The sequence below is a fragment of the Ruegeria sp. CF4 genome (assembly GCF_056537345.1).
In genome coordinates, this window is the sequence record NZ_JBQFRJ010000012.1 from 42,041 (window position 1) to 63,277 (window position 21,237).

At 60.0% G+C, this 21,237-nt stretch carries 28 protein-coding genes; 8 read left to right on the forward strand and 20 right to left on the reverse strand.

The genetic code is table 11. From position 1 onward, the window contains the following. Nucleotides 1–16: 16 nt before the first annotated feature. Both ACR0NF_RS18680 and hmgA read right to left on the reverse strand, forming a co-directional pair. A complete protein-coding gene (locus tag ACR0NF_RS18680) occupies nucleotides 17–640 on the reverse strand; it encodes a LysE family translocator (protein WP_480470751.1) in 624 nt (207 codons plus the stop codon). Further along, the gene (gene hmgA, locus ACR0NF_RS18685) at nucleotides 637–1,992 is read right to left on the reverse strand and encodes a homogentisate 1,2-dioxygenase (RefSeq protein ID WP_480470750.1); all 1,356 of its coding nucleotides are present in this window, start codon (nucleotides 1,990–1,992) and stop codon (nucleotides 637–639) included. Before hmgA ends, ACR0NF_RS18680 begins: the two co-directional genes overlap by 4 nt. Nucleotides 1,993–2,050: 58 nt before the next feature. On the opposite strand from hmgA, the gene ACR0NF_RS18690 reads away from it, so the two are divergent. Next, nucleotides 2,051–2,503 (forward strand): MarR family winged helix-turn-helix transcriptional regulator, encoded by a 453-nt coding sequence (locus ACR0NF_RS18690; protein ID WP_480470749.1) that lies wholly within the window; start codon nucleotides 2,051–2,053, stop codon nucleotides 2,501–2,503. A 62-nt stretch (nucleotides 2,504–2,565) separates the two neighbouring features. Continuing rightward, nucleotides 2,566–3,810: an adenylate/guanylate cyclase domain-containing protein gene (locus ACR0NF_RS18695; protein ID WP_480470748.1), complete on the forward strand. Its 1,245-nt coding sequence runs from the start codon at nucleotides 2,566–2,568 to the stop codon at nucleotides 3,808–3,810. Nucleotides 3,811–3,897: 87 nt separating this feature from the next. Here ACR0NF_RS18695 and ACR0NF_RS18700 read toward each other — a convergent pair whose 3' ends face one another. Next, on the reverse strand, nucleotides 3,898–4,707 hold the full coding sequence (locus ACR0NF_RS18700; RefSeq protein ID WP_480470747.1) for a division plane positioning ATPase MipZ: 810 nt from the start codon (nucleotides 4,705–4,707) through the stop codon (nucleotides 3,898–3,900). Nucleotides 4,708–4,925: 218 nt separating this feature from the next. Here ACR0NF_RS18700 and ACR0NF_RS18705 point away from each other — a divergent pair, with 218 nt between their 5' ends. From ACR0NF_RS18705 to ACR0NF_RS18715, 3 genes are all read left to right on the forward strand, one after another. Next, on the forward strand, nucleotides 4,926–5,813 hold the full coding sequence (locus ACR0NF_RS18705) for an AEC family transporter (protein ID WP_480778765.1): 888 nt from the start codon (nucleotides 4,926–4,928) through the stop codon (nucleotides 5,811–5,813). A gap of 94 nt (nucleotides 5,814–5,907) precedes the next feature. Beyond that, nucleotides 5,908–7,497, forward strand: a complete 1,590-nt coding sequence (locus ACR0NF_RS18710) for an MFS transporter (protein ID WP_480778766.1) — start codon at nucleotides 5,908–5,910, stop codon at nucleotides 7,495–7,497. A gap of 51 nt (nucleotides 7,498–7,548) precedes the next feature. After that, nucleotides 7,549–8,226, forward strand: coding sequence for an SOS response-associated peptidase (locus ACR0NF_RS18715; RefSeq protein WP_480778767.1), 678 nt, complete (start codon nucleotides 7,549–7,551; stop codon nucleotides 8,224–8,226). A gap of 78 nt (nucleotides 8,227–8,304) precedes the next feature. Here ACR0NF_RS18715 and rpmE read toward each other — a convergent pair whose 3' ends face one another. Further along, nucleotides 8,305–8,526, reverse strand: coding sequence for a 50S ribosomal protein L31 (gene rpmE, locus ACR0NF_RS18720; protein ID WP_420586214.1), 222 nt, complete (start codon nucleotides 8,524–8,526; stop codon nucleotides 8,305–8,307). 11 nt (nucleotides 8,527–8,537) lie between these two features. After that, nucleotides 8,538–8,921 carry a 50S ribosomal protein L19 gene (gene rplS, locus ACR0NF_RS18725; RefSeq protein ID WP_170575547.1) on the reverse strand — a complete coding sequence of 128 codons (384 nt, stop codon included), beginning with the start codon at nucleotides 8,919–8,921 and terminating at the stop codon, nucleotides 8,538–8,540. A gap of 377 nt (nucleotides 8,922–9,298) precedes the next feature. Between rplS and ACR0NF_RS18730 the strand changes: the two genes are divergently transcribed. Next, on the forward strand, nucleotides 9,299–10,102 hold the full coding sequence (locus ACR0NF_RS18730) for a glycoside hydrolase family 25 protein (RefSeq protein WP_480778789.1): 804 nt from the start codon (nucleotides 9,299–9,301) through the stop codon (nucleotides 10,100–10,102). Here ACR0NF_RS18730 and ACR0NF_RS18735 read toward each other — a convergent pair. The 12 genes from ACR0NF_RS18735 to ffh form a co-directional block, all read right to left on the reverse strand. Then, nucleotides 10,099–10,524 (reverse strand): hypothetical protein, encoded by a 426-nt coding sequence (locus tag ACR0NF_RS18735; RefSeq protein ID WP_480778768.1) that lies wholly within the window; start codon nucleotides 10,522–10,524, stop codon nucleotides 10,099–10,101. The genes ACR0NF_RS18730 and ACR0NF_RS18735 overlap by 4 nt on opposite strands. 134 nt (nucleotides 10,525–10,658) lie before the next feature. Continuing rightward, entirely contained in the window at nucleotides 10,659–11,468 is an 810-nt protein-coding gene (gene trmD / locus ACR0NF_RS18740; RefSeq protein WP_480470741.1) for a tRNA (guanosine(37)-N1)-methyltransferase TrmD, read from the reverse strand. Continuing rightward, the gene (locus ACR0NF_RS18745) at nucleotides 11,465–12,280 is read right to left on the reverse strand and encodes a hypothetical protein (protein WP_480660270.1); all 816 of its coding nucleotides are present in this window, start codon (nucleotides 12,278–12,280) and stop codon (nucleotides 11,465–11,467) included. The genes trmD and ACR0NF_RS18745 overlap by 4 nt, the downstream gene beginning before the upstream one ends. After that, nucleotides 12,280–12,783, reverse strand: coding sequence for a ribosome maturation factor RimM (rimM, locus tag ACR0NF_RS18750; protein ID WP_480470739.1), 504 nt, complete (start codon nucleotides 12,781–12,783; stop codon nucleotides 12,280–12,282). The genes ACR0NF_RS18745 and rimM overlap by 1 nt, the downstream gene beginning before the upstream one ends. Continuing rightward, entirely contained in the window at nucleotides 12,776–12,922 is a 147-nt protein-coding gene (locus ACR0NF_RS18755; RefSeq protein ID WP_480470738.1) for a hypothetical protein, read from the reverse strand. The genes rimM and ACR0NF_RS18755 overlap by 8 nt, the downstream gene beginning before the upstream one ends. A 2-nt stretch (nucleotides 12,923–12,924) precedes the next feature. Beyond that, nucleotides 12,925–13,560, reverse strand: a complete 636-nt coding sequence (gene bluB / locus ACR0NF_RS18760; RefSeq protein ID WP_480470737.1) for a 5,6-dimethylbenzimidazole synthase — start codon at nucleotides 13,558–13,560, stop codon at nucleotides 12,925–12,927. 12 nt (nucleotides 13,561–13,572) lie between these two features. Then, nucleotides 13,573–13,962, reverse strand: coding sequence for a 30S ribosomal protein S16 (rpsP, locus tag ACR0NF_RS18765; RefSeq protein WP_010437590.1), 390 nt, complete (start codon nucleotides 13,960–13,962; stop codon nucleotides 13,573–13,575). Nucleotides 13,963–14,005: 43 nt separating this feature from the next. Next, complete coding sequence (locus ACR0NF_RS18770) at nucleotides 14,006–14,302, reverse strand: chorismate mutase (protein ID WP_039541590.1); 297 nt, start codon at nucleotides 14,300–14,302, stop codon at nucleotides 14,006–14,008. Beyond that, entirely contained in the window at nucleotides 14,299–14,838 is a 540-nt protein-coding gene (locus ACR0NF_RS18775; RefSeq protein WP_480470735.1) for a GNAT family N-acetyltransferase, read from the reverse strand. The genes ACR0NF_RS18770 and ACR0NF_RS18775 overlap by 4 nt, the downstream gene beginning before the upstream one ends. After that, the gene (locus ACR0NF_RS18780; protein WP_480470734.1) at nucleotides 14,835–15,386 is read right to left on the reverse strand and encodes a GNAT family N-acetyltransferase; all 552 of its coding nucleotides are present in this window, start codon (nucleotides 15,384–15,386) and stop codon (nucleotides 14,835–14,837) included. Before ACR0NF_RS18780 ends, ACR0NF_RS18775 begins: the two co-directional genes overlap by 4 nt. Further along, nucleotides 15,383–15,940, reverse strand: coding sequence for a GNAT family N-acetyltransferase (locus tag ACR0NF_RS18785; RefSeq protein ID WP_480660266.1), 558 nt, complete (start codon nucleotides 15,938–15,940; stop codon nucleotides 15,383–15,385). The genes ACR0NF_RS18780 and ACR0NF_RS18785 overlap by 4 nt, the downstream gene beginning before the upstream one ends. Next, the gene (ffh, locus tag ACR0NF_RS18790) at nucleotides 15,937–17,445 is read right to left on the reverse strand and encodes a signal recognition particle protein (protein ID WP_480470732.1); all 1,509 of its coding nucleotides are present in this window, start codon (nucleotides 17,443–17,445) and stop codon (nucleotides 15,937–15,939) included. Before ffh ends, ACR0NF_RS18785 begins: the two co-directional genes overlap by 4 nt. Nucleotides 17,446–17,702: 257 nt before the next feature. Between ffh and ACR0NF_RS18795 the strand changes: the two genes are divergently transcribed. Beyond that, nucleotides 17,703–18,590, forward strand: coding sequence for a sulfotransferase domain-containing protein (locus ACR0NF_RS18795; protein ID WP_480470731.1), 888 nt, complete (start codon nucleotides 17,703–17,705; stop codon nucleotides 18,588–18,590). 3 nt (nucleotides 18,591–18,593) lie between these two features. Here ACR0NF_RS18795 and ACR0NF_RS18800 read toward each other — a convergent pair whose 3' ends face one another. Continuing rightward, nucleotides 18,594–19,112, reverse strand: a complete 519-nt coding sequence (locus tag ACR0NF_RS18800) for a hypothetical protein (protein ID WP_480470730.1) — start codon at nucleotides 19,110–19,112, stop codon at nucleotides 18,594–18,596. A gap of 88 nt (nucleotides 19,113–19,200) precedes the next feature. Here ACR0NF_RS18800 and ACR0NF_RS18805 point away from each other — a divergent pair, with 88 nt between their 5' ends. After that, nucleotides 19,201–19,731: a prolyl-tRNA synthetase associated domain-containing protein gene (locus tag ACR0NF_RS18805; RefSeq protein WP_480778769.1), complete on the forward strand. Its 531-nt coding sequence runs from the start codon at nucleotides 19,201–19,203 to the stop codon at nucleotides 19,729–19,731. Here the strand turns inward: ACR0NF_RS18805 and ACR0NF_RS18810 are convergent, their stop codons facing one another. Both ACR0NF_RS18810 and ACR0NF_RS18815 read right to left on the reverse strand, forming a co-directional pair. Then, nucleotides 19,732–20,472, reverse strand: coding sequence for an aspartate/glutamate racemase family protein (locus tag ACR0NF_RS18810; RefSeq protein WP_480470728.1), 741 nt, complete (start codon nucleotides 20,470–20,472; stop codon nucleotides 19,732–19,734). A gap of 68 nt (nucleotides 20,473–20,540) precedes the next feature. After that, nucleotides 20,541–21,122, reverse strand: coding sequence for an FMN-dependent NADH-azoreductase (locus tag ACR0NF_RS18815; RefSeq protein ID WP_480470727.1), 582 nt, complete (start codon nucleotides 21,120–21,122; stop codon nucleotides 20,541–20,543). Nucleotides 21,123–21,237: the final 115 nt, after the last annotated feature.

The window sequence follows — 21,237 nt, forward strand, 5'->3', positions numbered from 1 at the left end:
TCCTTATGTCTTTCAGTTACGAGGCAGCGCGCAGGGATTTGATGCCCAGCAGAACCGCCGCCAAAATCATGAAGCTGCCCCCGATCCGGTCGAGCCAGAGCCGTGCAGGCCCCTGCAGCCGCCGCGCCAGCCAACTGGCGCTGGCGCCATAGGCCATCAGGAACAACCCGTCCATGATCAGGTAGGTGGCCGAGAGGATGGCAAATTGCGGCCAGAAGGGCAGCGCGCCATCAATGAATAGCGGAAACAGAGCAGCAAAGAAGACCACCGCCTTGGGGTTTGCGGCAGAGGTGATAAACCCTTGCATCCACAGCGTCTTGCGGCTGGTGCGCGGGGCTTCGCCGGTGGCGGCGGTGCGGGCTTTCAGGATTTGCTTGACGCCGAGAAACACCAGATAGGCCACGCCCAGCCACTTGATCACTGCCAACGCGGTCCCCGATGTGGCGATCAGGGCGGCCAGACCCAGCCCTGCAGCCAGCATCTGCAGGAAATTGGCCGTCAGATCTCCGGCAGCCGTGAACACTCCCCTTCGCAACCCGTTGGTTGCCGAGTTCGACAGCATCAGCAATTGGCTGGGTCCGGGTGTGCTCATCAGCAGCAGGACGGTCAGCACATAGGTTATCCAGGTCTCAATGCTCATTTTTTGCCCGGCGTCCCGTCGAATTTCTTCTCAATGTCGCTCCAGCAGTCGATGTAGTCATCCTGCAGTGGGGCCTCGGTCGCGGCAAAGGCGGTCAGGTGCTGCGGGAAGCGGGTTTCGAACATGAAGGACATGGTGTTCTCCAGCTTATCCGGCCCGAGGTTCGAATTTGCCGCTTTCTCAAAGGCTTCCTTATCCGGTCCGTGCGGAATCATCATGTTGTGCAGGCTCATGCCACCGGGGATAAAGCCCTGCGGTTTGGCATCGTACTGGCCGTAGATGTTGCCCATCAGCTCGGACATGATGTTCTTGTGGTACCAGGGCGGGCGGAACGTGTCCTCCATCACCATCCAGCGTTCGCGGAACAGGACAAAGTCGATATTTGCCGTCCCCGGCTGGCCTGAAGGCGCGGTCAGCACGGTAAAGATCGACGGATCAGGATGGTCGAACAGGATCGCGCCGACCGGACAATAAGTGCGCAGGTCGTATTTATAGGGTGTGTAGTTGCCATGCCATGCCACAACATCCAACGGGCTATGACCGATCTTCGTCGTGTGGAACTGCCCGCACCATTTTATCGTTACCGTCGAGGGCACCTCGCGGTCTTCAAACGCTGCCACCGGGGCCTTGAAATCACGCGGGTTGGCCATGCAGTTGGCCCCGATCGGCCCGCGCCCGGGCAGTTCGAATTTCTGCCCGTAATTCTCACAGACAAAGCCGCGCGCCGGGCCTTCCAGCACCTCCACCCGATAGAGCAGCCCACGCGGGATGATGGCGATTTCCTTGGGCTCCAGATCGATGATGCCCATTTCCGTGGCAAAGCGCAGACGGCCCTCCTGCGGCACCACCAGCAACTCGCTGTCAGCCGAGAAGAAATAGTCATCCACCATCGACTCGGTAACCAGATAGATATGGCTGGCCATGCCGACCTGCGTATTCACGTCTCCGGCGGTGGTCATGGTGCGCATACCGGTCAGCCAGGTCAGACCCTCATCCGAATGTGGCACCGGATCCCAGCGGTATTGTCCCAGCGAAATCACGTCCAGATCAACGCAAGGGGCCGATTTCCAATAGGGCAGGTCGATTTTCTCATACCGATGCGAATGCTTCACCGAAGGCCGGATGCGATAGCACCATGTACGTTCGGGAGGATTGGCGGTGAAGGCTGTGCCGCTCAGCTGTTCGCCGTAAAGGCCGTAGTTACATTTTTGCGGGCTGTTCATCCCTTGCGGCAGCGCGCCGGGCAGGGCTTCGGTCTCAAAGTCATTGCCAAAGCCGGGCATATAGCCGGGATGGGTGCCAACAGGCGTACTGGCCTGGGTCATCTTATGCGGATCGGTGGGGCGATTCATCGGACGCTCCTTCAAGTTGCTGCTTGTCGGATAATAGTTGATTTTGTAACTAACAAGAATGACCCAGCAGAATAATGACGAAAAAGATGAGTTTGATCTGCGAAATTTCCTGCCATTCCTGTTGAATCAGGCGGCCGAGGAAAGCTCGCTCGAGTTCCAGCGCGTCTATAAGAACCGCTATGGTATGCTGCGCACCGAATGGCGGGTGCTGTTTCACCTTGGCAATTATGGCGAGATGACCGCAAAGGAGATCGGGCTGCGGGCCAAAATCCACAAGACCAAGATCAGCCGCGCGGTGCGCAGATTGGAACAGCGCCGTTATCTGCAACGTTTGCGGGATGAGAACGACCGGCGGTCCGAGCAGCTGTCGCTGACACATTCGGGCCAGGCCGTGTATCGTGAGCTGCGCGACATAGCACGCGACTATGACGCAAAGCTGGCGGCGCGCTTCGCCACCGGCGAGGCGGCGCTTTTGCGGATGATGCTGCGCCGCTTGGCCGAGATGGATTGACGCACTGGTAATTTGAGGCCGCCGCGCCCAGATCAACAGCAGAACGGACACAGGAAGGTGAAATGACAGCCACGGACCCCAACGCGGCGAAATCCCATGCTTTGATCGACTGGCTTGTGACACGCGGCCTGGAAGGGGCGGACAAAGAAGCGCTGCTGGATGGCTATTGCAATCAACTGGTCGAGCTAGGCGTTCCGCTGATGCGGTTTCACGCGGCCCAACCGGCGTTGCATCCCGTCTATGGCGGCACCGGCTACAGCTGGTATCAAGGACGCGGCGGGGATTTTCAGACCTTTGAATACACCGAAGAGCCCAGCGAGGTCTGGAAGAGCAGCCCGCTCTTCGTCATCCTCAACGATGATGTCGACTCCGTCCGTGAACGATTGGTCGACCAGAATGAACCCAGCCGTTTTCCCCTGCTGAACGAACTGCGGGAACACGGCGCGACGGATTACTACGCCACCGGCGTCAGTTTTGATGTGCCAACCCATCGCGGTGCGCGAGATGCAAAAAGGGCCATAAACGGTGTGCTTATGTCTTGGGCCAGCAATGCGCCCGAGGGATTCCGCGACGATGATCTGGAGCTGATCAATAGCGCACTGCCTCATTTAGGATTGGCGCTGAAGTCAGCTTCGAATGCGCGCGTATCGAAGGATCTGATGCGTGTCTATCTGGGGCGTGATGCCGGGCAGCGGGTCTTGTCTGGCGAGATCCGCCGGGGATCATTGCAGCAGATCGATGCGGTGATCTGGAACTTTGATCTTGAGGGCTTCACCAGCCTGTCCGAGGATTTGCCGGGCACCGAGGTCATCGACATGCTGAACGACTATCTCGCCGTGGTGGTGGAGGTGGTGCATCAATGCGATGGCAACATCCTGAAATTTATGGGCGACGGCGTGATGGCGATGTTTGATGTGGGTGAAATTGACGCCGATGCCCGCGCGGCGCTGGGCGCGGTGACCCTGTTGCAGGACCGGATGGCCGAATTGAACGCGCAGCGAACATCCCATGGTCAACCCGTGTCGAACTACACATTGGCCCTGCATTCGGGTGAGATCCTCTATGGCAATATCGGCTCTGACACCCGGCTGGATTTCACTGTAATCGGTCCTGCAGTCAACCAGACAGCACGGATCGCGGGGATGCATCGCTCACTGGGGCAGCGCATCCTGATCTCGGACGACGTCGCACGCGCGGCGCAGCCCTGCGAACAGGAACTGATTTCGGTCGGGCGTTACATGCTGCGCGGAGTGGCAGAGCCGAAAGAGCTGTTTACGGTGTATGGCGCAGGCGGCGGTGAGAGATAGCGCGAGCTGTATCCGGAGAAGTTGGAACTGCCGAGTTTTCGCTATCTCATGATCGGGCAATCGGGACGCAGTGCGTGCCAAAATGATCTAGAAATCGATCTCAACACCCGGCAGGTTCAGCTCTTTCATCATGTCGCGCAATTCCTGCCGCGCGGCAATGTTCGAGATGTTGAGCTGTTTGACCCCGATATCCTTGAGATCCAGCAAGGTCAGGCCACGTGGGAACAACTCTCGGAAGATGACCCGCTCGGAAAAGCCCGAGGCGATGCGGAAACCGATGCGCTGTGACAGCATCTCGATCGCGCGTTGCATCTTCTCCTTGTTGACCATGCGCTGGGTGCCGACCCGGTTGCGCACGACCACCCAGTCAATCGGCTTCAGCCCCGCCTGCGCGCGCAACTGGCGAGCATTCCAGACCATCTCGGAATAGACAGATGGTCCAAGGATTTTCTCGCCCTTGGAATCGATCCGCGCCAGCAGATCGAAATCGATGAAACTGTCGTTCAGCGGCGTGATCAGCGTATCGGCCAGCGAGTGCGCCACCTGACTCAGTCGCGTATGCGAGCCGGGGCAGTCGATCAGGATAAAATCGCTGTCGCTTTCCAGTTCCGCCACAGCGGCTGAGAGGCGATGGTCATAGATGTTCTCGCCCGGTTTCAACATGCTGGCGTCGATCTCGGGTAGATCGTGATGGCGCGGGCTGGGCAGGGACAACTCCGAGCCATTTAGGAAGTTCAGGCGGTTTTCAAAATAGCGCCCCAGGCTGCGCTGCCGCAGGTCCAGATCCAGCGTGCTGACCTTGTGCCCCAGCCGTGCCAGAGCGGTGGCCACATGCATCGACACGGTCGATTTACCTGCGCCGCCCTTTTCGTTCCCGACCACAATGATATGTGCCATGCCTGTATTCCCAAGTCCCGCCGTGTTTGCCCACACGTTGTTGCCTGCCACTATATGTTGTGTGAACGGCGAAGGAAAGGACCTCGGGCGTCTCTGAGGGACAATATCAGAGACGATTTTGGAAAACCAAGCAGCGGGCGGGGCTTAGCGCGAACACTTGTCAAACTGCCCCCTCTGTTTCACTGTCCGGACATGGCAACCGCGATCGAGGACTGTCTTTGGATCACCTGTTTCTGAACGTCCTGAACGTGGTTCTGCCGGTGCTGATCTGCGCTGGAATCGGTTATGGGCTGGCCCTGATCAAGGCTCCGTTCGACAACAAGGTCATTGGCGGGATCGTCTCGAAGGTGGGATATCCGACGCTGATCATCTCTCATCTTTCGACCACAAAGATCGCCGTCGGGACTTTTCTGGACGTCATGACGGCGGCTGCTCTGGCCATCGCAGGCTTCGGCGTGATGGGGTTTGTGCTGCTCAAGCTGCTGCGGCTGCCGGTCCGCGCTTTTTTGACCCCGTTGATGCACGGCAATGTGGGCAACATAGGCTTACCGATCACCCTGTTGGCGCTGGGTGACGCGGGGATGGCCTACACAATGGCCTTTGTGGTGGTGGTCCTGATCAGCATCTTCACGATTGGCATGTGGATACCGGCCGGGGAGTTTTCACCCAGGAAGCTTGCGACCTCTCCGATCATCTACGCGGTGGCCTTGTCTCTGGTGCTGATGGCGACGGGTCACAGCTTGCCGCAGCCGATTTCCAAGTCCTTTGACATTCTGGGCGGGCTTTCAATTCCGCTGATGTTGCTGACGCTTGGCCATACCCTTGCGACACTGCGCATCAAAAGCCTTGGCCGTGCCGTTCTGCTGACGGTTTTGCACCTAGGGCTGGCCATTGTCATCGCCAGCATATTGGTTTGGACGTTCGGATTTACCGGGGCGGAACGTGGGGCGGTTATTCTCTGTTGCCTGATGCCATCATCCGTCGCGACCTATCTGTTCATCGACCAACACGTGCCCGAATATGCGCCCGATGTGGCCGGCTTTATACTGGTGTCGACACTGGCGACGATCCTGGTGCTGCCGCTGGCGTTGTCCTACTGGATTTGACGCCCTATGCCTGAACGCAGAAAAATGCTTTAATGCCCGTGTGTTAAATTGGCGGCGCGCGGCGATGGCGCGCGGCTTTCTGCAGGGGGGAGCAATGTCGACCAATCAACCCGATGGCGAATCTGTTGCGGGTGGCGCGCGCATGGTGCTGCTGATGACGGCCATTTGCATGATGGTTGTCGGGTTCAATACCACGGCCGTTGCAACCATCCTGCCCAACCTCAAGGCCGAGTTCGATCTGACCCCTTCGGGCCTGCAATGGGTGATGGCGGCCTATACTGTGGCCAGCGCGACGCTTGTGACCATCGTCAGCCGGTTGGGGGATATCACCGGCAAGATGGGCGTGTTTTTCTTCGGTATGATCGTCTTTGCCGTCGGATCGACCCTTGCCCTGATTTCGCAGGATGCGACGATGATCCTGATTGGGCGCGGTGCGCAAGGGGCAGGGGCTGCGGCGCTGTTCGGTACGTCCCTGTCCATCCTGACCGCCGCCACGCCCGAGGACCAGCGTGCAAGCGTCACCGGGGCCTGGGGCGCGATTGTCGGCCTTGCCATCGGCGTCGGCCCCATCGTTGGCGGCGCCTTTGCGCATTATGTCAGTTGGAGAGCCGTGTTCGCCACGGATCTGGTGCTGCTCGCCATTGCCTTTGTGATCGGGCTGCAAGTCAGCAAACACAAATATGTCCCGGACATGCGTCAGGCCGATGCCAGATTCGACTATGCCGGGGCTATTGCCATGATCCTGCTTCTCGGCCCGCTGTCTTTTGCACTCAGCAATGGGGAAAGCAGGGGGTGGGGGACGGCCCTGACATTGGTTCCGCTGGCTGTTTCGGCCTGCGCGGTGGTGGCGCTCGTCCTGACGTCCCGACGCAGCCGGGACCCGCTGATCGAGCTGCGATACTTCCTTCATCCTCGCTACTTCATGGCGGCGGCCGGAATGTTCTTCACCGGCTTCACGCTTTTTGCCTTCTTTGTCTACTTCAATGTCTTCGTCCAATCGCCCGATGCATTCGGATACTCCGCGATTGGCGCAGGCAGTGCGATCCTGCCGCTCAGTATCAGCATGTTCATCATATCCGTCACCGCGCCGCGATTCCTGGCGCCCTACAGCTTTCAATGGCCGGTCGCGCTGGGCATGGGGTTCATGGCCTGTGGATTTCTGCTGTTGATGACGACCACGAACACCACCAGCTATTCGGGGATATGGTGGAAACTGGTCATCGTCGGGATCGGTCTGGGGATCGGCTTTTCGCTGCTGCCCCGCCTCGGTCTGCGCCTGCTGCCCGAAGAACATGTCGGCCAGGGATCAGGCGTGATCAACGCATTCCTGTATTTCGGAGCGACCCTGGGCGCGGTTGTCGGAGGACTGGCCGAATCCATCACCATCCGCCGAGGGCTGTCCGAGGTCATCGATGCATTGCCCGCAGGGTCCACCCAACGTGCCGACCTAGCCCATGCTCTGACGCATGGCACTCCCAGTCAGGTTCAGCAACTGATCACGGGGCTGGACCCGGATAGCGGCGCACAGCTGGCCAAAGCATTGCGCGATCTTCAGGATAACGCCTTTGACAGCGCAATGCTGGTCGCTGCAATCGCGGCATTCGTGGCGATGCTGCTTGCGCTGATGTTGCTGAAGGGACCCGTCCCACCTGTTCACAGCGCGGTGGATCTGACCAGGGACTGACGGCCCAATGGTTCCCTTGTGACGACCGACCAATCGGCCTAGGCTTTTGCCATGTGTGGAAAATTTGCAGCCGGTCATCTGACGCAGCGGGAAATGCTGGCGATTATCGAATATTTTCTCTACGGCAAGGTCTCGCCTCATCTGCCCGAACAACTGCCTTCGGGCGGGTACAATGTGTCTCCCACCAATCGGGTTGGTATTGTCCGTTGGGACGGTGAGAGGGCTGAGTTGGCCACGGCGCGCTGGCAGATCAAGGACCCGCGCAGCAAGAAGCCGATGATCAATTCGAAGATCGAAAATGTTAGCTTCTGGCAGGAATATTGGAACAAGGGGCGCTGCCTTATCCCAGCGCTGGGCTATTATGAATGGCCCAAGGATCAAGGCCATGATTGCCCGGTCTACATCACGGTTCAGCGCAACGCCCCAGCGATGTTCTTTGCCGGGTTCTATCGAACCGTTGACGGCAGCCACAGCTGCACGATCCTGACCCGCACACCCAGCCCGCAGATCGCGCATATTCACAACCGAATGCCGGTGATCCTGACCCCGGATGAGATCGAAAACTGGCTTTCCGGCGTTACGACGGCGCAAGAGGCGCAGCAATCGTTGGGCACACATTACGAGGGCCGGTTTGAATATCACACCGTAAAACCCATCAAGCGCGGTGCCGAGGGCGAGGATATGATCGAGCCGTACACACCCCCTGTACAGACCGGGTTTGATTTCTGAGCCTGATGTAAAACGCGGCAGGCTAAAACAAAAAGGCCGCCCAAAGGGACGGCCTTTCGCATGTCAAACGGCTTAGGCTTAGAAACCCAGACCTTCGTATTTCTTCTTGAACTTCGACACACGGCCGCCGGCGTCCATCAGACGCGCGCCGCCCCCGGTCCATGCGGGGTGCACGGAGGGGTCGATTTCCAAAGCCAGCTGGTCGCCCTCGGCGCCCCAGGTGGATTTCATCTGAACCACGGTGCCATCGGTCAGTTTGACGTCGATGACGTGATAATCGGGATGGATGTCTTTTTTCATCTTTCCGCTCCTTACGCCTCGGCGCCAGCCTTGGGCTTGTAGTTGGTGACCTCTGCGATACGTGCGGATTTACCACGACGGGTGCGCAGGTAGTACAGTTTGGCGCGACGGACGCGGCCACGGCGGACAACGGTGATGCTGTCGATGTTGGTCGAATACAGCGGGAACACACGCTCCACGCCTTCGCCAAACGAAATCTTGCGGACGGTGAACGATCCGGCGATGCCTTCGCCGTTCTTGCGCGCGATGCAGACGCCTTCGTAGTTCTGCACACGGGTACGCGACCCTTCGGTCACCTTATAGCCGACACGGATGGTGTCACCGGCTTTGAAGTCGGGGATGTCTTTCCCCAGGGCGGCAATTTGTTCCGCCTCAAGCTGTGCGATCAGGTCCATCGCATTAACTCCTATCTGCTCGTGGTTGGTCCACGAAGTTTGGGCACGGCCTGAGAGCTCTTGGTCTTCACCGGGTCCTGCGTACAGCCCGCCAGAGATCAGATCGAATGTTCCTTTGGTCCGGTCCGCCCTGACGCGCCTTGGCTGAAGAAAGCCGGGCGTCACGCCATGATGCAAACCAAAACACCGGAGTCGCGCAAAGCCACACCGGATTGCGCTGCTTTACGGGCTTTGAGGGCAGGGATCAAGCCTAAACTGCTATAATTCACGCTCTGTGGCGGTGGGTTTTTGCCGTCGCGCAAAAGTGTCGTTGCCTTGTCCGCCCGATCAGGCATTCTGGAGGCAATTACAAGAGCAGATTTGAGATATTCCAGATGATGCGCAATGCCCTCCTGCTGGCCGCCATAGCCCTTGCCGTTCTCTCCTGCGGTCGCCGCGGTCCCGCCCCCCAGACCGTCGAGCCTCAGGCCTTTGCGGACGCGACGCCTCCTGCTGTGATCTTCCCTGCGTTCGGGGATGCCGACCCGCACCCCTGGGAAGGGCGGCACCCGGGGCATTATCCGGTGCATGGTCTGGACGTGTCGCGCTGGCAGGGTCCGATCGACTGGCGCACCGCCCGTGCTTCGGGCGTCAGCTTTGTGTTTATCAAGGCGACTGAAGGCGGGGACTTCACCGATCCGATGTTTGAAGAGCATCGGCGCGGGGCACAGGCGGCAGGTGTGCCGTGGGGCGCCTATCACTATTACTATTTCTGCCGTCCCGCGGCGGAACAAGCCCGGTGGTTCATCCGCAACGTGCCCAGAGGGGCCGACCTGCCGCATGTCCTCGATATGGAGTGGACGCCTCATTCCAAAACCTGCACCCTGCGCCCCGATGGCCGCACGGTGCGGTCCGAGGCGCAAAAGTTCCTCGATATCCTCGAACGTCACTATGGCCGCCGCCCGATCGTCTATACGACCGTGGATTTCTATCAAGACACCGATATCGGTCGCCTGCCCAAAACCGAGTTCTGGTTGCGCTCGGTCGCGGGCCATCCCCGCAACGTCTATCCGCGCGCAATCTGGCGGTTCTGGCAGTACACCGGCACCGGGCTGGTGCCGGGTGTGCAGGGCAAGGTGGACATCAACACCTTCAACGGCGCGCCTGAAATCTGGGCGCGGTGGAAGGCGGGGACACCTTAAGTTGTCGGCACGCCATAGGTTTCGATTGTGCCACCACTCACAAGGTGGTCAAGCCGACGCGCACGCTCCTCTCCGACCGAATCTCGCAGCCAGAAACGCTCACCAGCAGTCAGGTCGCGGCGCGCGAACCCACGTTCGGTCATGCAGCGATCGACCTGATCAATTTCACCCTGACGGCGCAATTCATGCCGACCGGTATAGGCGGTAACTGAACCGACCAAAACCGATGACATCAGAATGAAGGCCGGATATGCACCAATCACAGCAGCATTGCCGCCGATATCCGCTTCTGAGGCACAATACTCAACCGCTACCCGGGCCGAATGCAGGTTATGCCCCGCCTGCGTGGGTACCGACATTTCAAAAGGTTTGGTTGTGCAGGCCGAAACGCCAAGCACAGCCAGACAAATGACTTTTTTCATCTAACAATCCGTGATACGTGGGTTGGGAATTGCTTTAAGCAACATCTTTTAGATGAGTATTTTTCAATTACATCAGCCATAAGATGTGTTCAAAGAAACCCCAAAGCTGCGACCTGCGGGCCACACTTTGTTCGTCAATCGGACGTTTCGTTCTGCGTCTTGCGATAGTTCTCCCACAAATCAGGCCGCCGCTCGCGGGTGATCTGTTCGGACATGTCGTGGCGCCATTCGGCGATACGGCCATGGTGGCCGGACATCAGGATATCCGGTATCGCGCGGCCTTTCCATTCGGCGGGACGGGTGTATTGCGGATGCTCCAGCAGGCCCGAGGAAAAACTTTCCTCCTCTGCTGACGCCTGATTGCCTAGAACGCCGGGGATCAGCCGTACCGTGGCGTCGATCAGGGCCTGCGCGGCGATCTCGCCCCCGGTCATGACAAAATCGCCCAAGCTGACTTCCTGCACGCCGTAGTGTTCCAGCACGCGCTCATCGACGCCCTCGAACCGACCGCAAAGCAGCGTCATGCCATCGCAGCGCGCCAGGTTCTGCATCATCCGCTGGTCCATCCGGCGGCCACGTGGGCTGAGGTAGATCAGCGGCCAGTTACCCTGGATACCCGCCATCGTGTGCTCGATGGCCTCGCCCAGTACATCGGCCCGCAAGACCATGCCCGCGCCTCCGCCCGCGGGGGTGTCATCGACATTGCGGTGCTTGCCGACGCCGAACTGACGCAGATCGACGGTTTCCAGCTGCCACAATCCTTCCTGCAGCGCCTTGCCCGTCAGGCTTTCACCCAGAACGCCGGGAAAGGCAGATGGGAACAGCGTGATGATCTTGGCTTTCCACACCCCATGCAGGTCTGGGCTGGGGTTCATCAGTTCGCGCGGCTTCAGGGTCGGGCGGATGGCTTTGCGGCCATGAGATTTTGCGGGCGTGTCTGTCATGATGTGCCGATCAGATCCGTTTGAACGCGTTCAACCAAAGCCGCCTTTTGATCGATCAGCGCCGTATCGTCCAGAGCGGATCGGTTCATTTCCAGCATCCGTGCCAGCACGTCTTCGGGCAAGCCGGTATTCGCGCGGGTTGGGCCAACCAGTTGCGCGGCCTCTGCTGCGGGCAGGTCCAGAAAATCGGCAAAGGGTGTTCCGGGGCCAAAGGGACGCGTGCGCAGATCCTCAAGCCATTGGCTGCGCACCTGAACCGAGGGCAACCGGCCCCTGATCTCTTCCGCGACGGATAGCGGGGACGCGACAGGTGCCATGCGATCGCGGAACGTGTCGAAATCCAGAACCATGCGCGTGCGATGCAGGTCATGAGCCCAGAGGCTACGTAGCCAGCTCTCACGCTGGCGCAGTGACAGGTAGAGCGTGATCTGAAGCTCTTCCTGTGCGAACCGTTCGCGGACCAGATCGATCAGACAGGTGGCCAGCTCCGGCGCTGCCTCATACCCGACGGCCAGATTGCGGCTGGGTCGCAGGCCCGAGAAATTCTCTTCGCTCAGCACCAGCCCGCGCTTGTGGCCGAAAGTCAGCGATTTCAGAAACTGCCGCATCTGATCGCTGAAATCGCTCAGCGCGCCGGGCGTGCCATAGAGCGAGTAGCGCGTTGCAGCCTCGGACAAGCCGGAATTCCGCGTGCGATAGGGCAGGACCAGTGCATGATGCGGCCAGATCAGCGCTCGGTTCTCAAACAGAAAGGATTGTGCCGCCGTCGTCCCGGTCTTGTGCAGACCCAGATGCAGCAGCACGCGGCGCATTACAGCAGGCCTTCGGGCGGATCGGCGATGATACGGCCCCTGTCCAGATCAACCGTGGGCACTGCCTCCAGCGTGAAGGGCAGCAGGACCGTGGCTTTCAGGCCAGGGCCGTGCAACTCCAGCAAATCCGCGGCACCGTGGTTCTGAACGGACTTGACCCGCCCCAGCAGGGTGCCGCCGGTATCATAGACCTCCAGCCCGATCAGGTCGGTGTGATAGAACTCATCATCCGGCAGAGACGGCAGCTGATCACGCCGCGCGTAAAGACGCAGGCCGTTGAGCGCATCCGCCTCCTCCTTGGTCTCGACCCCACCCAGCCGGGCGGAGAAACCGTTCTTGATCGGGCGGGTCAGAACGACCGGATAGCGTTCTTTTCCCTCTTCGTCGGTCAACGGCGAATAAGCCTCGATATCTTCGGGCACAGCGCAGAAGCTTTTCAGCCGCACCTCGCCGCGCACGCCATAGGATCCCGCAATGCTGCCGACGCAGATCAGATCACTCATTTGAGCCTTCCGTTACACATAGTCCGCCCCGCCATTGCCCGACCCCTTCGCAGGCCTCGCGCTGGTTCGAGCGTTCAAAGAACACGCCCACAATAAAGGCGATCATCAGCAGGATGGGAAGCCGTAACAATCCGAACATGTCTAGCGTACCTCGACGGGCAGGGTGTCGGTGCGGTCTTCCCAGCCGACCTGTTCCAGTTCCGGCGTGTCCGATACGGTCTCGGGCACGCCCACGCAGAAGTAGCCGATCAGACGCCAGGTTTCGGGCACATTCAGATCTCGGGCCATGCGGTCGGGTTCAAGGATCGACACCCAGCCCAGCCCCAGCCCTTCGGCGCGCAGTGCGAGCCAGAACAGGGTGATGGCCGAAACAACGGAATAACGCCGCATCTCGGGCATGGTGCCCGCGCCCAGTCCTTGCCCCTTGTCGGTGGCATCGTCGCAGAATACCGCCAGTTGCACCGGGGCCTCTTGCATGCCCGACAGTTTCAACTGGCTGTAGAGCCGAGCCTTTTCGCCGGAATAGCCCTCCAACGCCTCAGCATTCGCGCTTTGGAAATTCTTCAATGCCGCGTCCCGCGCGGCGTCACTTTTGACGCGGATCACGCGCCAGGGTTCGCTCAGCCCCACCGAGGGGGCCAGCCGAAACGCGTCGAGGCAGCGCGTCAGCACTGCCTCGTCTACCGCATCGGTGCGGAACCGGCGCACATCACGCCGGAGCCGCATCAACAGATCGAACTGCGTGCGAAAATCGTCGGTAAAAGCCTGATCCTGCACGCGTCCGCCTGCTTATTCTTCTGCAGCAGCTTCTTCGGCCGGGGCAGCTGCAGCTTCGGCAGCCTCAGCAGCCTTAGCAGCTTTCTCTTCCGCGCGCTCCTGAGCTTTCTTGCCCGGGGTACCCTTGTTGGGGTTGTTGCGCTCGGCCTTGTCGCGTGCGCCAGCTGCTTCCAGCATGCGTGCGATACGGTCGGTGGGTTGAGCGCCCTGATCCAGCCAGTACTGGATGCGCTCCATGTTCATTTTCACGCGCTCTTCGCTGTCTTTCGGCAGCAGCGGATTGTAGGTGCCCAGCTTTTCGATGAAACGGCCATCGCGCGGCATACGGCTGTCAGCCGCAACAATGCGATAGAAGGGACGCTTTTTCGAGCCGCCGCGGGCGAGACGAATTTTCATTGCCATGGTGGTATCTCCTTTAGATGGCGTTTACCGGGATCGTTTCCGGTTAATTCTGATGTTTCTTGTGGTGTCGGATGACTTCCTGAATGATGAAATTCAGAAAAGCCTTGGCGAAATCGGGGTCCAGATCGGCCTCTTTCGCCAGGTCTTCTAACCGTGCGATCTGCGCGGCCTCGCGCGAAGGATCGGACGGGGGAAGGTCGTGTGCGGCCTTGAGCTTGCCAACAGCCTGCGTGTGCTTGAACCGCTCGCCCAGCGTATAGACGAGGATCGCGTCCAGCCGGTCGATGCTTTCGCGGTGGTCCTTCAACAGCGCGGCAGCCTGTGTCACGGGGTTGGTCATTGGCCGGTCCTTTCGGTGGTCAGGTCGATCTGCGGATGGCGCCAGATCTGGGCGCGTTTGCCCAAAAGTTCAGCATTCTCAAGTTCCAGCGATGCGCCAAGCCGTTCGGCCAAAGCGCGTGAGCGGTCATTGGCATGGGCGATGTACGAAATCACACCGTTCAGACCCTGATGCCTTGCCGCGTAGTCACGCGCAGCCGCCGCAGCCTCAAAGCCCAGACCTTTGCCCTCGGACTCGGCCATCAGGGTCCAGCCCAGCTCGGGTTCGGCCCAGCCGGGCACGTAGATCATGCCGGCCCAGCCAGCAAACGCGCCGCTGGATTTCTCGGTCAGGTGCCAAAGGCCATAGCCCCGCAACGCCCAATGGCCCAGCCGGTTCGACAATGAGCTCCAGCACTCGAATTCGTTCTTGGGGCCGCCAACCATATGGCTGCGCTCGGTCGCGAAGAACGCGGTCATCGCGGGCAGGTCATCCAGTTGCGGCGCGCGCAGGATCAGACGCTCGGTCTCGACGGTGGGGATGGTGAAAGAGGTCACGCGTAGGCCTCCATTCCGCCATTCACAAGATCGGCAGGCGCCGGATGCCGCCAGATTTCGGTCTTGCCGAACTTGGGGTGTTCATAGTGATATTCGAACTGCGCCCCCAGACGTTTGGCCACAGCCTTGCTGGCGTGATTGTCGAGATCAATGAGCGAGATCGCAGTATCCCAGCCCAGCACATCATAGGCATGCGTGCGTGCGGCCAGCGCGGCCTCGGTCGCATAACCCTTGCCGGTGGCGTGGTTCATCAGCGTCCAGCCGACCTCAGGCTCAGGCCAGCCTTCGGGGAACCACAGGCCGATGCGACCGACATAAGCGCCGGTGTCTTTCTCATCGACGCTCCAGTACCCATAGCCGCGCAGCGCCCAATGGCCCAGCAGCGAGGCGACCACCCTCCAGACCTCATCCCGGCGCAATGGCCCGCCGACAAACCTTGCGGCATCGCTGGCGAAGAACGCGGTGTCAGCGTCCAGATCAACCTCGGACGGTGCACGCATAATCAGGCGCTCGGTCTCAAGAACGGGGATGGGCAGCGAGAAGCTCATGACCGCACCTCTCCGTAACGCCAGACATGCTGATCCGCTCCGATTGCGCGCTCAGCCACTGCGTCTCGCGATGCGCCCAGCCGTTCGGCCAGTGCGTTCGATCGGGTGTTGCTGGCAGACACGTAGCTTACGAACTGCCCCGATCCGAGGAGATTAACGCCGAAATCGCGCACGGCAGAACAAGCCTCAGTCGCGTATCCCTGCAAGCGGTGATCCGCGTCGATCATATAGCCAAGCTCGGGCTCGCGATCGTCCCATTCGAGGCCCAGAATGACGAAGCCAATGGCCCGATCATCTTCTTTCAGGGTGACGGCAAACAATCCATGCCCATGCAGAAGCCAACCGGACGTATAGTAAGAGAATTCGGTCCAGGCTTCCTGCTCGGTATCGCCAAAGCTGTCTTTGCAGATCGACGTCCATACCGGCAGATCGTCCAGTGTGGGTGCGCGCAGAACCAGCCGCCGGGTCTGAATGACCGGCAGGGCCGCGCGATACTGCGCCGCTGCCATCGCCGCCTTACCGGACGGGGGCTGGGTGCAGCGTGCTGGTGTCATTTTTTCTTTCCGAACCCGCTTAGACCCGGGGGCAGGGCCATGCCGCCGCCCAGTCCGGGCATGCCGCCGGGCATCTTGCCACCCATCGCTTTGGCGGCTTGTTCCAGCGCCTTGGGGTCCATGCCTGCGGCCATTTCCTCGGGCGAGGGGCCGCCTTTGCCGAACATGCCTTTCATGGCCTGTTTCAGCATCTTGCCTTTGCCCATCTTGCCCATTTTCTTCATCATGTCCGACATCTGCCGGTGCATCTTGAGCAGTTTGTTGAGGTCGCTGACCTCCATCCCCGAACCCGCGGCGATGCGCTTCTTGCGGCTCGCCTGCAACAGCTGCGGATTGGCGCGTTCGCGTTTGGTCATCGACTGGATCATGGCGATCTGCTGGCGCAGGATCTTGTCGTCCAGACCGGCCTGATCCATCTGCTTGGCCATTTTGCCCATGCCCGGCATCATGCCCATCATGCCCTGCATACCGCCCATCTGGATCATCTGTTCCAGCTGCATCTTCAGGTCGTTCATGTTGAACTGACCTTTGACCATGCGCTTCATCATGCGCTCGGTCTGTTCCATCTCCATCGTTTCCTGGGCCTTTTCGACCAGGGCAACGATGTCGCCCATGCCCAGAATACGTCCGGCAATCCGGTCCGGCTCGAAGGTTTCGAGGGCGTCCATCTTCTCGCCCATACCGACAAAGCGGATCGGCTTGCCGGTCACCGCGCGCATCGACAGGGCCGCACCGCCGCGCCCGTCACCGTCCATCCGGGTCAGAACCACGCCCGAGATACCGACCTTGGCGTCGAACTCCTCGGCGACCTCAACGGCGACCTGACCGGTCAGGCCGTCGACCACCAGCAGCGTTTCACGCGGGTCGACCACGTTGCGGACCTGCTCGACCTCGTCCATCAGGACTTCGTCGATATGCAGACGGCCCGCAGTGTCGAGCATGTAAACGTCATAACCACCCAGCGTCGCCTGCTGCTTGGCACGCCTGGCGATGTCGACCGGTGTCTGACCGGGAACGATCGGCAGCGTGTCAACACCAACCTGCGTGCCCAAAACAGCAAGCTGATCCATCGCAGCCGGGCGATAGACGTCGAGCGAGGCCATCAGGACCTTCTTGCCCTCTTTTTCTTTTAGGCGTTTGGCGAGTTTACCGGTGGTGGTGGTCTTACCCGAGCCTTGCAGACCGACCATCAGGATCGGGGCTGGCGGATTGTCGATCTTCAGCGCGCCGGGGTCTTCTTCGCCACGCAGGGTATCGACCAGAGCGTCGTGCACGATCTTGACGACCTGCTGGCCGGGCGTGATCGATTTGGTCACCGCCTGACCGGTCGCCTGTTCTTGTACTTTCTTGACGAATTCGCGCGCCACCGGCAGCGAGACGTCGGCCTCAAGCAGGGCAACCCGAACTTCACGCAGGGCGGTTTTGACGTCTTCTTCGGACAGCGCACCCTGTTTGGTCAGCCGGTCAAAGACGCCGGAAAGGCGTTCGGATAGATTTTCAAACATGCCTTCGGCCTCCTATGCCGGTTCTCGAATGGCGCTTCTCAGATAAGAAGCACCGGTTAAATACACAATTGCCCCCACGGGCGAAACTCGCTGGTGGGGGGCGATCCCTGAACGACTCAAGGGACCGGAAGGTCAGACGCTTCCGGATGTTTGGGGTCCTCTACGCCCAAGCGCCCCCTGAGTCAAGGCAAGCGCTTTGAGCAAAAAGCTATGTTGGGCTAACGTCCTCGCGTCGGGGTCAAGTTTGGAGATCAGTGATGAGTCAACCATTTCCCAGGCGCACCAAAGACTATGTTGGTGAAGTCACCAATACCGACATCTGGTCCAGCTTCGAAATCCGCCCGGATGACATCTTTGTCTGCACGCCGCCCAAGTGCGGCACCACGTGGACGCAAACCCTGGTCCGTATGCTGATCACCAAAACCGCAGATCCCGCGATCTACAACAATCGGGTCTCACCCTGGCTGGATTGCGGGTTCAGAGACCGCGAGGAGCAGGACACGCTATTAGCGGCGCAGACGCACAGGCGCTGCATCAAGACCCACACGCCGCTGGACGGGATCACCTATTCCTCGGACGCCACCTACCTTGTGGTGCATCGCCACCCGGTCGACGTGCATTTCTCGCTGCGCGCCCATGTGGCGAATATGAAAGACGACTGGCTGGACTACCTGTTCCCCGAGGATATGTCCGAAGCCTTCGCGATGTTCCTCGACCGACCCGCCTCATCCAAAGGCACCGATGATCTGACGCTGGCCTCGTTCGTCCATCATTATCGGTCGTTTCGGCAGTTCAGGCATCTGCCGAACATCCATTTCCTGCATTACGCCGAACTCAGCCGGGACTTGCCGGGGCAGGTGGCACGGCTCGCCGGGATTATGGGGACGGAGATTGAACCGGCGTTGATCGACGAGATAGCGCAGGCTGCAAGCTTTGGTTCGATGAAAGAGAACGCCAGACATGCGTCGCAACAACCCGGGTTCAAAAGCGCGTTTCAGGACTATGCGCAGTTCTTCGCCTCGGGGACCAGCAACAAGTGGCAGGGCAAGCTGACCGCAGATGATATGGCCCGATATGATACGCGCCTGTCCGAGATGGTCACCCTGGCTGAGCGGGCATGGCTGGAGCACGGACAAAACCCATGACTGTCAGGCCTGTTCCCGGGCTTCGTCCTGCTTACGCGCGGGCAGCCAGGCGTTGACCGCGTCAACCATTTGATGCGCGCCGCGCCCGTTCGAGAATGCCTCGACGATCGGATGCCGTCCGGCGCTCATGCCTTTGTCGAGTATTAAGACAGGACGATAGAGGGTCGATGTCCTCTTGTTGCTACGCGATGTGGTGCTTTCGATCTCTGCGTGCGACAGGTTTGAAAGCTTGTGCTCGACTGCGTCATAACCAAAGACCGATTGCCTGCGGATGAGGATGCTGTCCTTGTTGCGATCCAGAATGACTTGCACCCGGCGGACGAAGACACAGAACGCTCCGACACCCATTCCTCCGCCGAAAAGTGCGAAGAAGATACCGAACAAGATACTCTCACCACCCTCGCTGACCATGAACAGGCCAGCGCCGACGAAGGCCAGAATGAATAAGACCAGCGTGATGCCGATGAACCAGGGCGTATCTGACAGGATCAGCTGGTTCGGTGTATTTCGTGTAACTTTCATGGCGGCACGCTAGCACCGAACGCCGCACCTGTCGTGGCTTGAATTTGCACGGCCGTTGCGCGATGAGCGCGTCAGACAGGAGGTTCCCATGGACGCATCATCTGCCTTTCAGGATACATTGCCGCTCAGCTCGGATGCGCTCTTGGCGCGGCTGGACGATTGGGGGCTGCCCTATCGGTTGCACACCCATATCCCGCTGCGCACGGTGGAAGACGCCAAAGGGGTCGAGGACCAGTTCATGGTGCCGGGCGAAAACGCGTTGCGGCTCAAGAACCTTTACCTGCGCGACAAGAAGAAGCGGAACTATCTGGTGACTCTCGAACAAAGCCGCGAGATCGATCTCAAGGCGCTGGGCGCTGAGCTGGGGATCGGAAACCTGTCCTTTGGTTCGGCGGATCGCTTGTTTCAGAACCTCGGCATTCGCCCCGGCGCGGTCACTCCGCTGGCGATGATCAACGGGGTGCAGAATGACGTGCGCTTTTTCATGGATGCCACCGCGCAGCAGGCAGACATCATCTATATGCACCCTCTGGTGAATGACCGGACCGTCGTGCTGAGGCGCGATGATCTGATGTCATTCTTCGACAAGATCGGGTGTGAGGTGACTTGGCTGCCCTGATCACGCCTCAAGCGCTTCGTTCAGTGCGGCAGCGACATGGGCGGCAGACGGGTTGATGAACAAATGCCCATCCGCCTCGAACACCGGATCGTCCAGATTGTCGGGGAAGGCCAAAGGCAATTCGGTGCAGGCCAGCAGGACAGCCGTACCGGATGAGGCGTGTTTGTCGCAAAAGGCCAACAAGCGAGAGCGGGCGGTGCCGGACGCGCCGCCATAAAAATCGCTGTCGATCATCGCCTGCATCTCGGCAATCTCGGGCTCGGGCAGCCGGGGATTTGCGGTGACGCCTTCTTTGGCCAGTCGATCGGCATAATTGCTGGCCTGCATGGTGACCGTCGTGCCCAGAACCAGCGCCTTGGTCGCACCGGTTGAAGCGGTCGCGTCTGCAGTCGCATCGAAAATGCTGAGAATGGGCATCGAAACCCCCTCACGGATCGCGTGAAGGCGCGCATGGGGCGTGTTGGAGGCGATGATGCCGAAATCACATCCGGCGTTTTGCAAGGTCAACAGCGCATCGCGGAACACGGCGTCGAAGGCGGCCCAACTGACTTCATCTCCGGCCACACCTCGCAACGCACGGGTTTTGGCCTGCGTGACTGACTCGATGGTCATAGGCGGGATGGGCAGCGGCGACCCGTGGCCGCGATCTGCGAAATGCCGGCCTGCGCCCTCCGCGATGGCGCGGTAATAGTCGACGGTTGAGGCCCAACCCACGCCGCCCAGTATCCCGATCTTCTTCATGTGAAACGCCCAATCTGCTGATCTGCCTTAGCGCAGACTGGACGTTTCCGTCAGAAATGGCCAGAGGCTCAGGCCGCCAGTTCGGTGACAGCTTTCTGCGCGCTGGACAGCGCGGCCTCGGGATCCAGCGCCATACGGTCAGCCGCGATGACCTCGACATCGTGGATGCCGATGAAGCCCAGAACGTGGCGCGCATAAGTGGTGGCAAAGTCGATCTCGGAACCAACCGCCGTACCGCCCGAGGCAACAGCGAGGACGGCGCGTTTGCCTTCCAGCAGGCCTTTGGGGCCTTCCTCGGAATAGGCGAATGTCACACCGGCGCGGGCGACTAGATCGATCCAGGCCTTGAAGGCCGCTGGGACCGAGAAATTGTAGATCGGAAGGCCGATGACGATGGTGTCCGCGTTTTGCAGCTCGGTCACCAGTTCATCCGACAGGGCCAGCAGGTCTTGCTGCACCGCGTCGCGCTGATCTGCCGGGGTGAAATTGGCGGCAATCCAATCCTCGGTCAGCAGGGGCAGGGGGGTCGCAAGATCGCGACGGATGACGCGCCCGGCTCCAAGGTGGCGCACCACGCGGTCGGACAGGTCGCGGGTGGCGGATCCGGTGCGGCGGGCCGAGGCGTCGATATGCAGGATGGTCTTGGTCATTCGATGGGTCCTTTGTTGCAGGAATGCTTAACGTCATTCGAATATGAGCGTTGCATCCGCGAACAAAACTCAGATATACCCACAGATATTGTTGGAATTTGCACAGTGGAACAGA

What these genes read in the sequence shown, in the direction of transcription:
- ffh (WP_480470732.1), bottom strand. Translation starts at nt 17,445, where the DNA reads ATGTTTGAAAATCTATCCGAACGCCTTTCCGGCGTCTTTGACCGGCTG.
- rpmE (WP_420586214.1), bottom strand. Translation starts at nt 8,526, where the DNA reads ATGAAAAAAGACATCCATCCCGATTATCACGTCATCGACGTCAAACTG.
- ACR0NF_RS18800 (WP_480470730.1), bottom strand. Translation starts at nt 19,112, where the DNA reads ATGAAAGTTACACGAAATACACCGAACCAGCTGATCCTGTCAGATACG.
- trmD (WP_480470741.1), bottom strand. Translation starts at nt 11,468, where the DNA reads ATGACAGACACGCCCGCAAAATCTCATGGCCGCAAAGCCATCCGCCCG.
- ACR0NF_RS18730 (WP_480778789.1), top strand. Translation starts at nt 9,299, where the DNA reads ATGCGCAATGCCCTCCTGCTGGCCGCCATAGCCCTTGCCGTTCTCTCC.
- ACR0NF_RS18690 (WP_480470749.1), top strand. Translation starts at nt 2,051, where the DNA reads ATGACCCAGCAGAATAATGACGAAAAAGATGAGTTTGATCTGCGAAAT.
- rpsP (WP_010437590.1), bottom strand. Translation starts at nt 13,962, where the DNA reads ATGGCAATGAAAATTCGTCTCGCCCGCGGCGGCTCGAAAAAGCGTCCC.
- ACR0NF_RS18810 (WP_480470728.1), bottom strand. Translation starts at nt 20,472, where the DNA reads ATGAAGAAGATCGGGATACTGGGCGGCGTGGGTTGGGCCTCAACCGTC.
- ACR0NF_RS18710 (WP_480778766.1), top strand. Translation starts at nt 5,908, where the DNA reads ATGTCGACCAATCAACCCGATGGCGAATCTGTTGCGGGTGGCGCGCGC.
- ACR0NF_RS18715 (WP_480778767.1), top strand. Translation starts at nt 7,549, where the DNA reads ATGTGTGGAAAATTTGCAGCCGGTCATCTGACGCAGCGGGAAATGCTG.
- ACR0NF_RS18780 (WP_480470734.1), bottom strand. Translation starts at nt 15,386, where the DNA reads ATGAGCTTCTCGCTGCCCATCCCCGTTCTTGAGACCGAGCGCCTGATT.
- ACR0NF_RS18755 (WP_480470738.1), bottom strand. Translation starts at nt 12,922, where the DNA reads ATGTTCGGATTGTTACGGCTTCCCATCCTGCTGATGATCGCCTTTATT.
- rimM (WP_480470739.1), bottom strand. Translation starts at nt 12,783, where the DNA reads ATGAGTGATCTGATCTGCGTCGGCAGCATTGCGGGATCCTATGGCGTG.
- ACR0NF_RS18745 (WP_480660270.1), bottom strand. Translation starts at nt 12,280, where the DNA reads ATGCGCCGCGTGCTGCTGCATCTGGGTCTGCACAAGACCGGGACGACG.
- hmgA (WP_480470750.1), bottom strand. Translation starts at nt 1,992, where the DNA reads ATGAATCGCCCCACCGATCCGCATAAGATGACCCAGGCCAGTACGCCT.
- ACR0NF_RS18695 (WP_480470748.1), top strand. Translation starts at nt 2,566, where the DNA reads ATGACAGCCACGGACCCCAACGCGGCGAAATCCCATGCTTTGATCGAC.
- ACR0NF_RS18785 (WP_480660266.1), bottom strand. Translation starts at nt 15,940, where the DNA reads ATGACACCAGCACGCTGCACCCAGCCCCCGTCCGGTAAGGCGGCGATG.
- rplS (WP_170575547.1), bottom strand. Translation starts at nt 8,921, where the DNA reads ATGGACCTGATCGCACAGCTTGAGGCGGAACAAATTGCCGCCCTGGGG.
- ACR0NF_RS18680 (WP_480470751.1), bottom strand. Translation starts at nt 640, where the DNA reads ATGAGCATTGAGACCTGGATAACCTATGTGCTGACCGTCCTGCTGCTG.
- ACR0NF_RS18805 (WP_480778769.1), top strand. Translation starts at nt 19,201, where the DNA reads ATGGACGCATCATCTGCCTTTCAGGATACATTGCCGCTCAGCTCGGAT.
- ACR0NF_RS18700 (WP_480470747.1), bottom strand. Translation starts at nt 4,707, where the DNA reads ATGGCACATATCATTGTGGTCGGGAACGAAAAGGGCGGCGCAGGTAAA.
- ACR0NF_RS18795 (WP_480470731.1), top strand. Translation starts at nt 17,703, where the DNA reads ATGAGTCAACCATTTCCCAGGCGCACCAAAGACTATGTTGGTGAAGTC.
- ACR0NF_RS18770 (WP_039541590.1), bottom strand. Translation starts at nt 14,302, where the DNA reads ATGACCAACCCCGTGACACAGGCTGCCGCGCTGTTGAAGGACCACCGC.
- ACR0NF_RS18735 (WP_480778768.1), bottom strand. Translation starts at nt 10,524, where the DNA reads ATGAAAAAAGTCATTTGTCTGGCTGTGCTTGGCGTTTCGGCCTGCACA.
- ACR0NF_RS18815 (WP_480470727.1), bottom strand. Translation starts at nt 21,122, where the DNA reads ATGACCAAGACCATCCTGCATATCGACGCCTCGGCCCGCCGCACCGGA.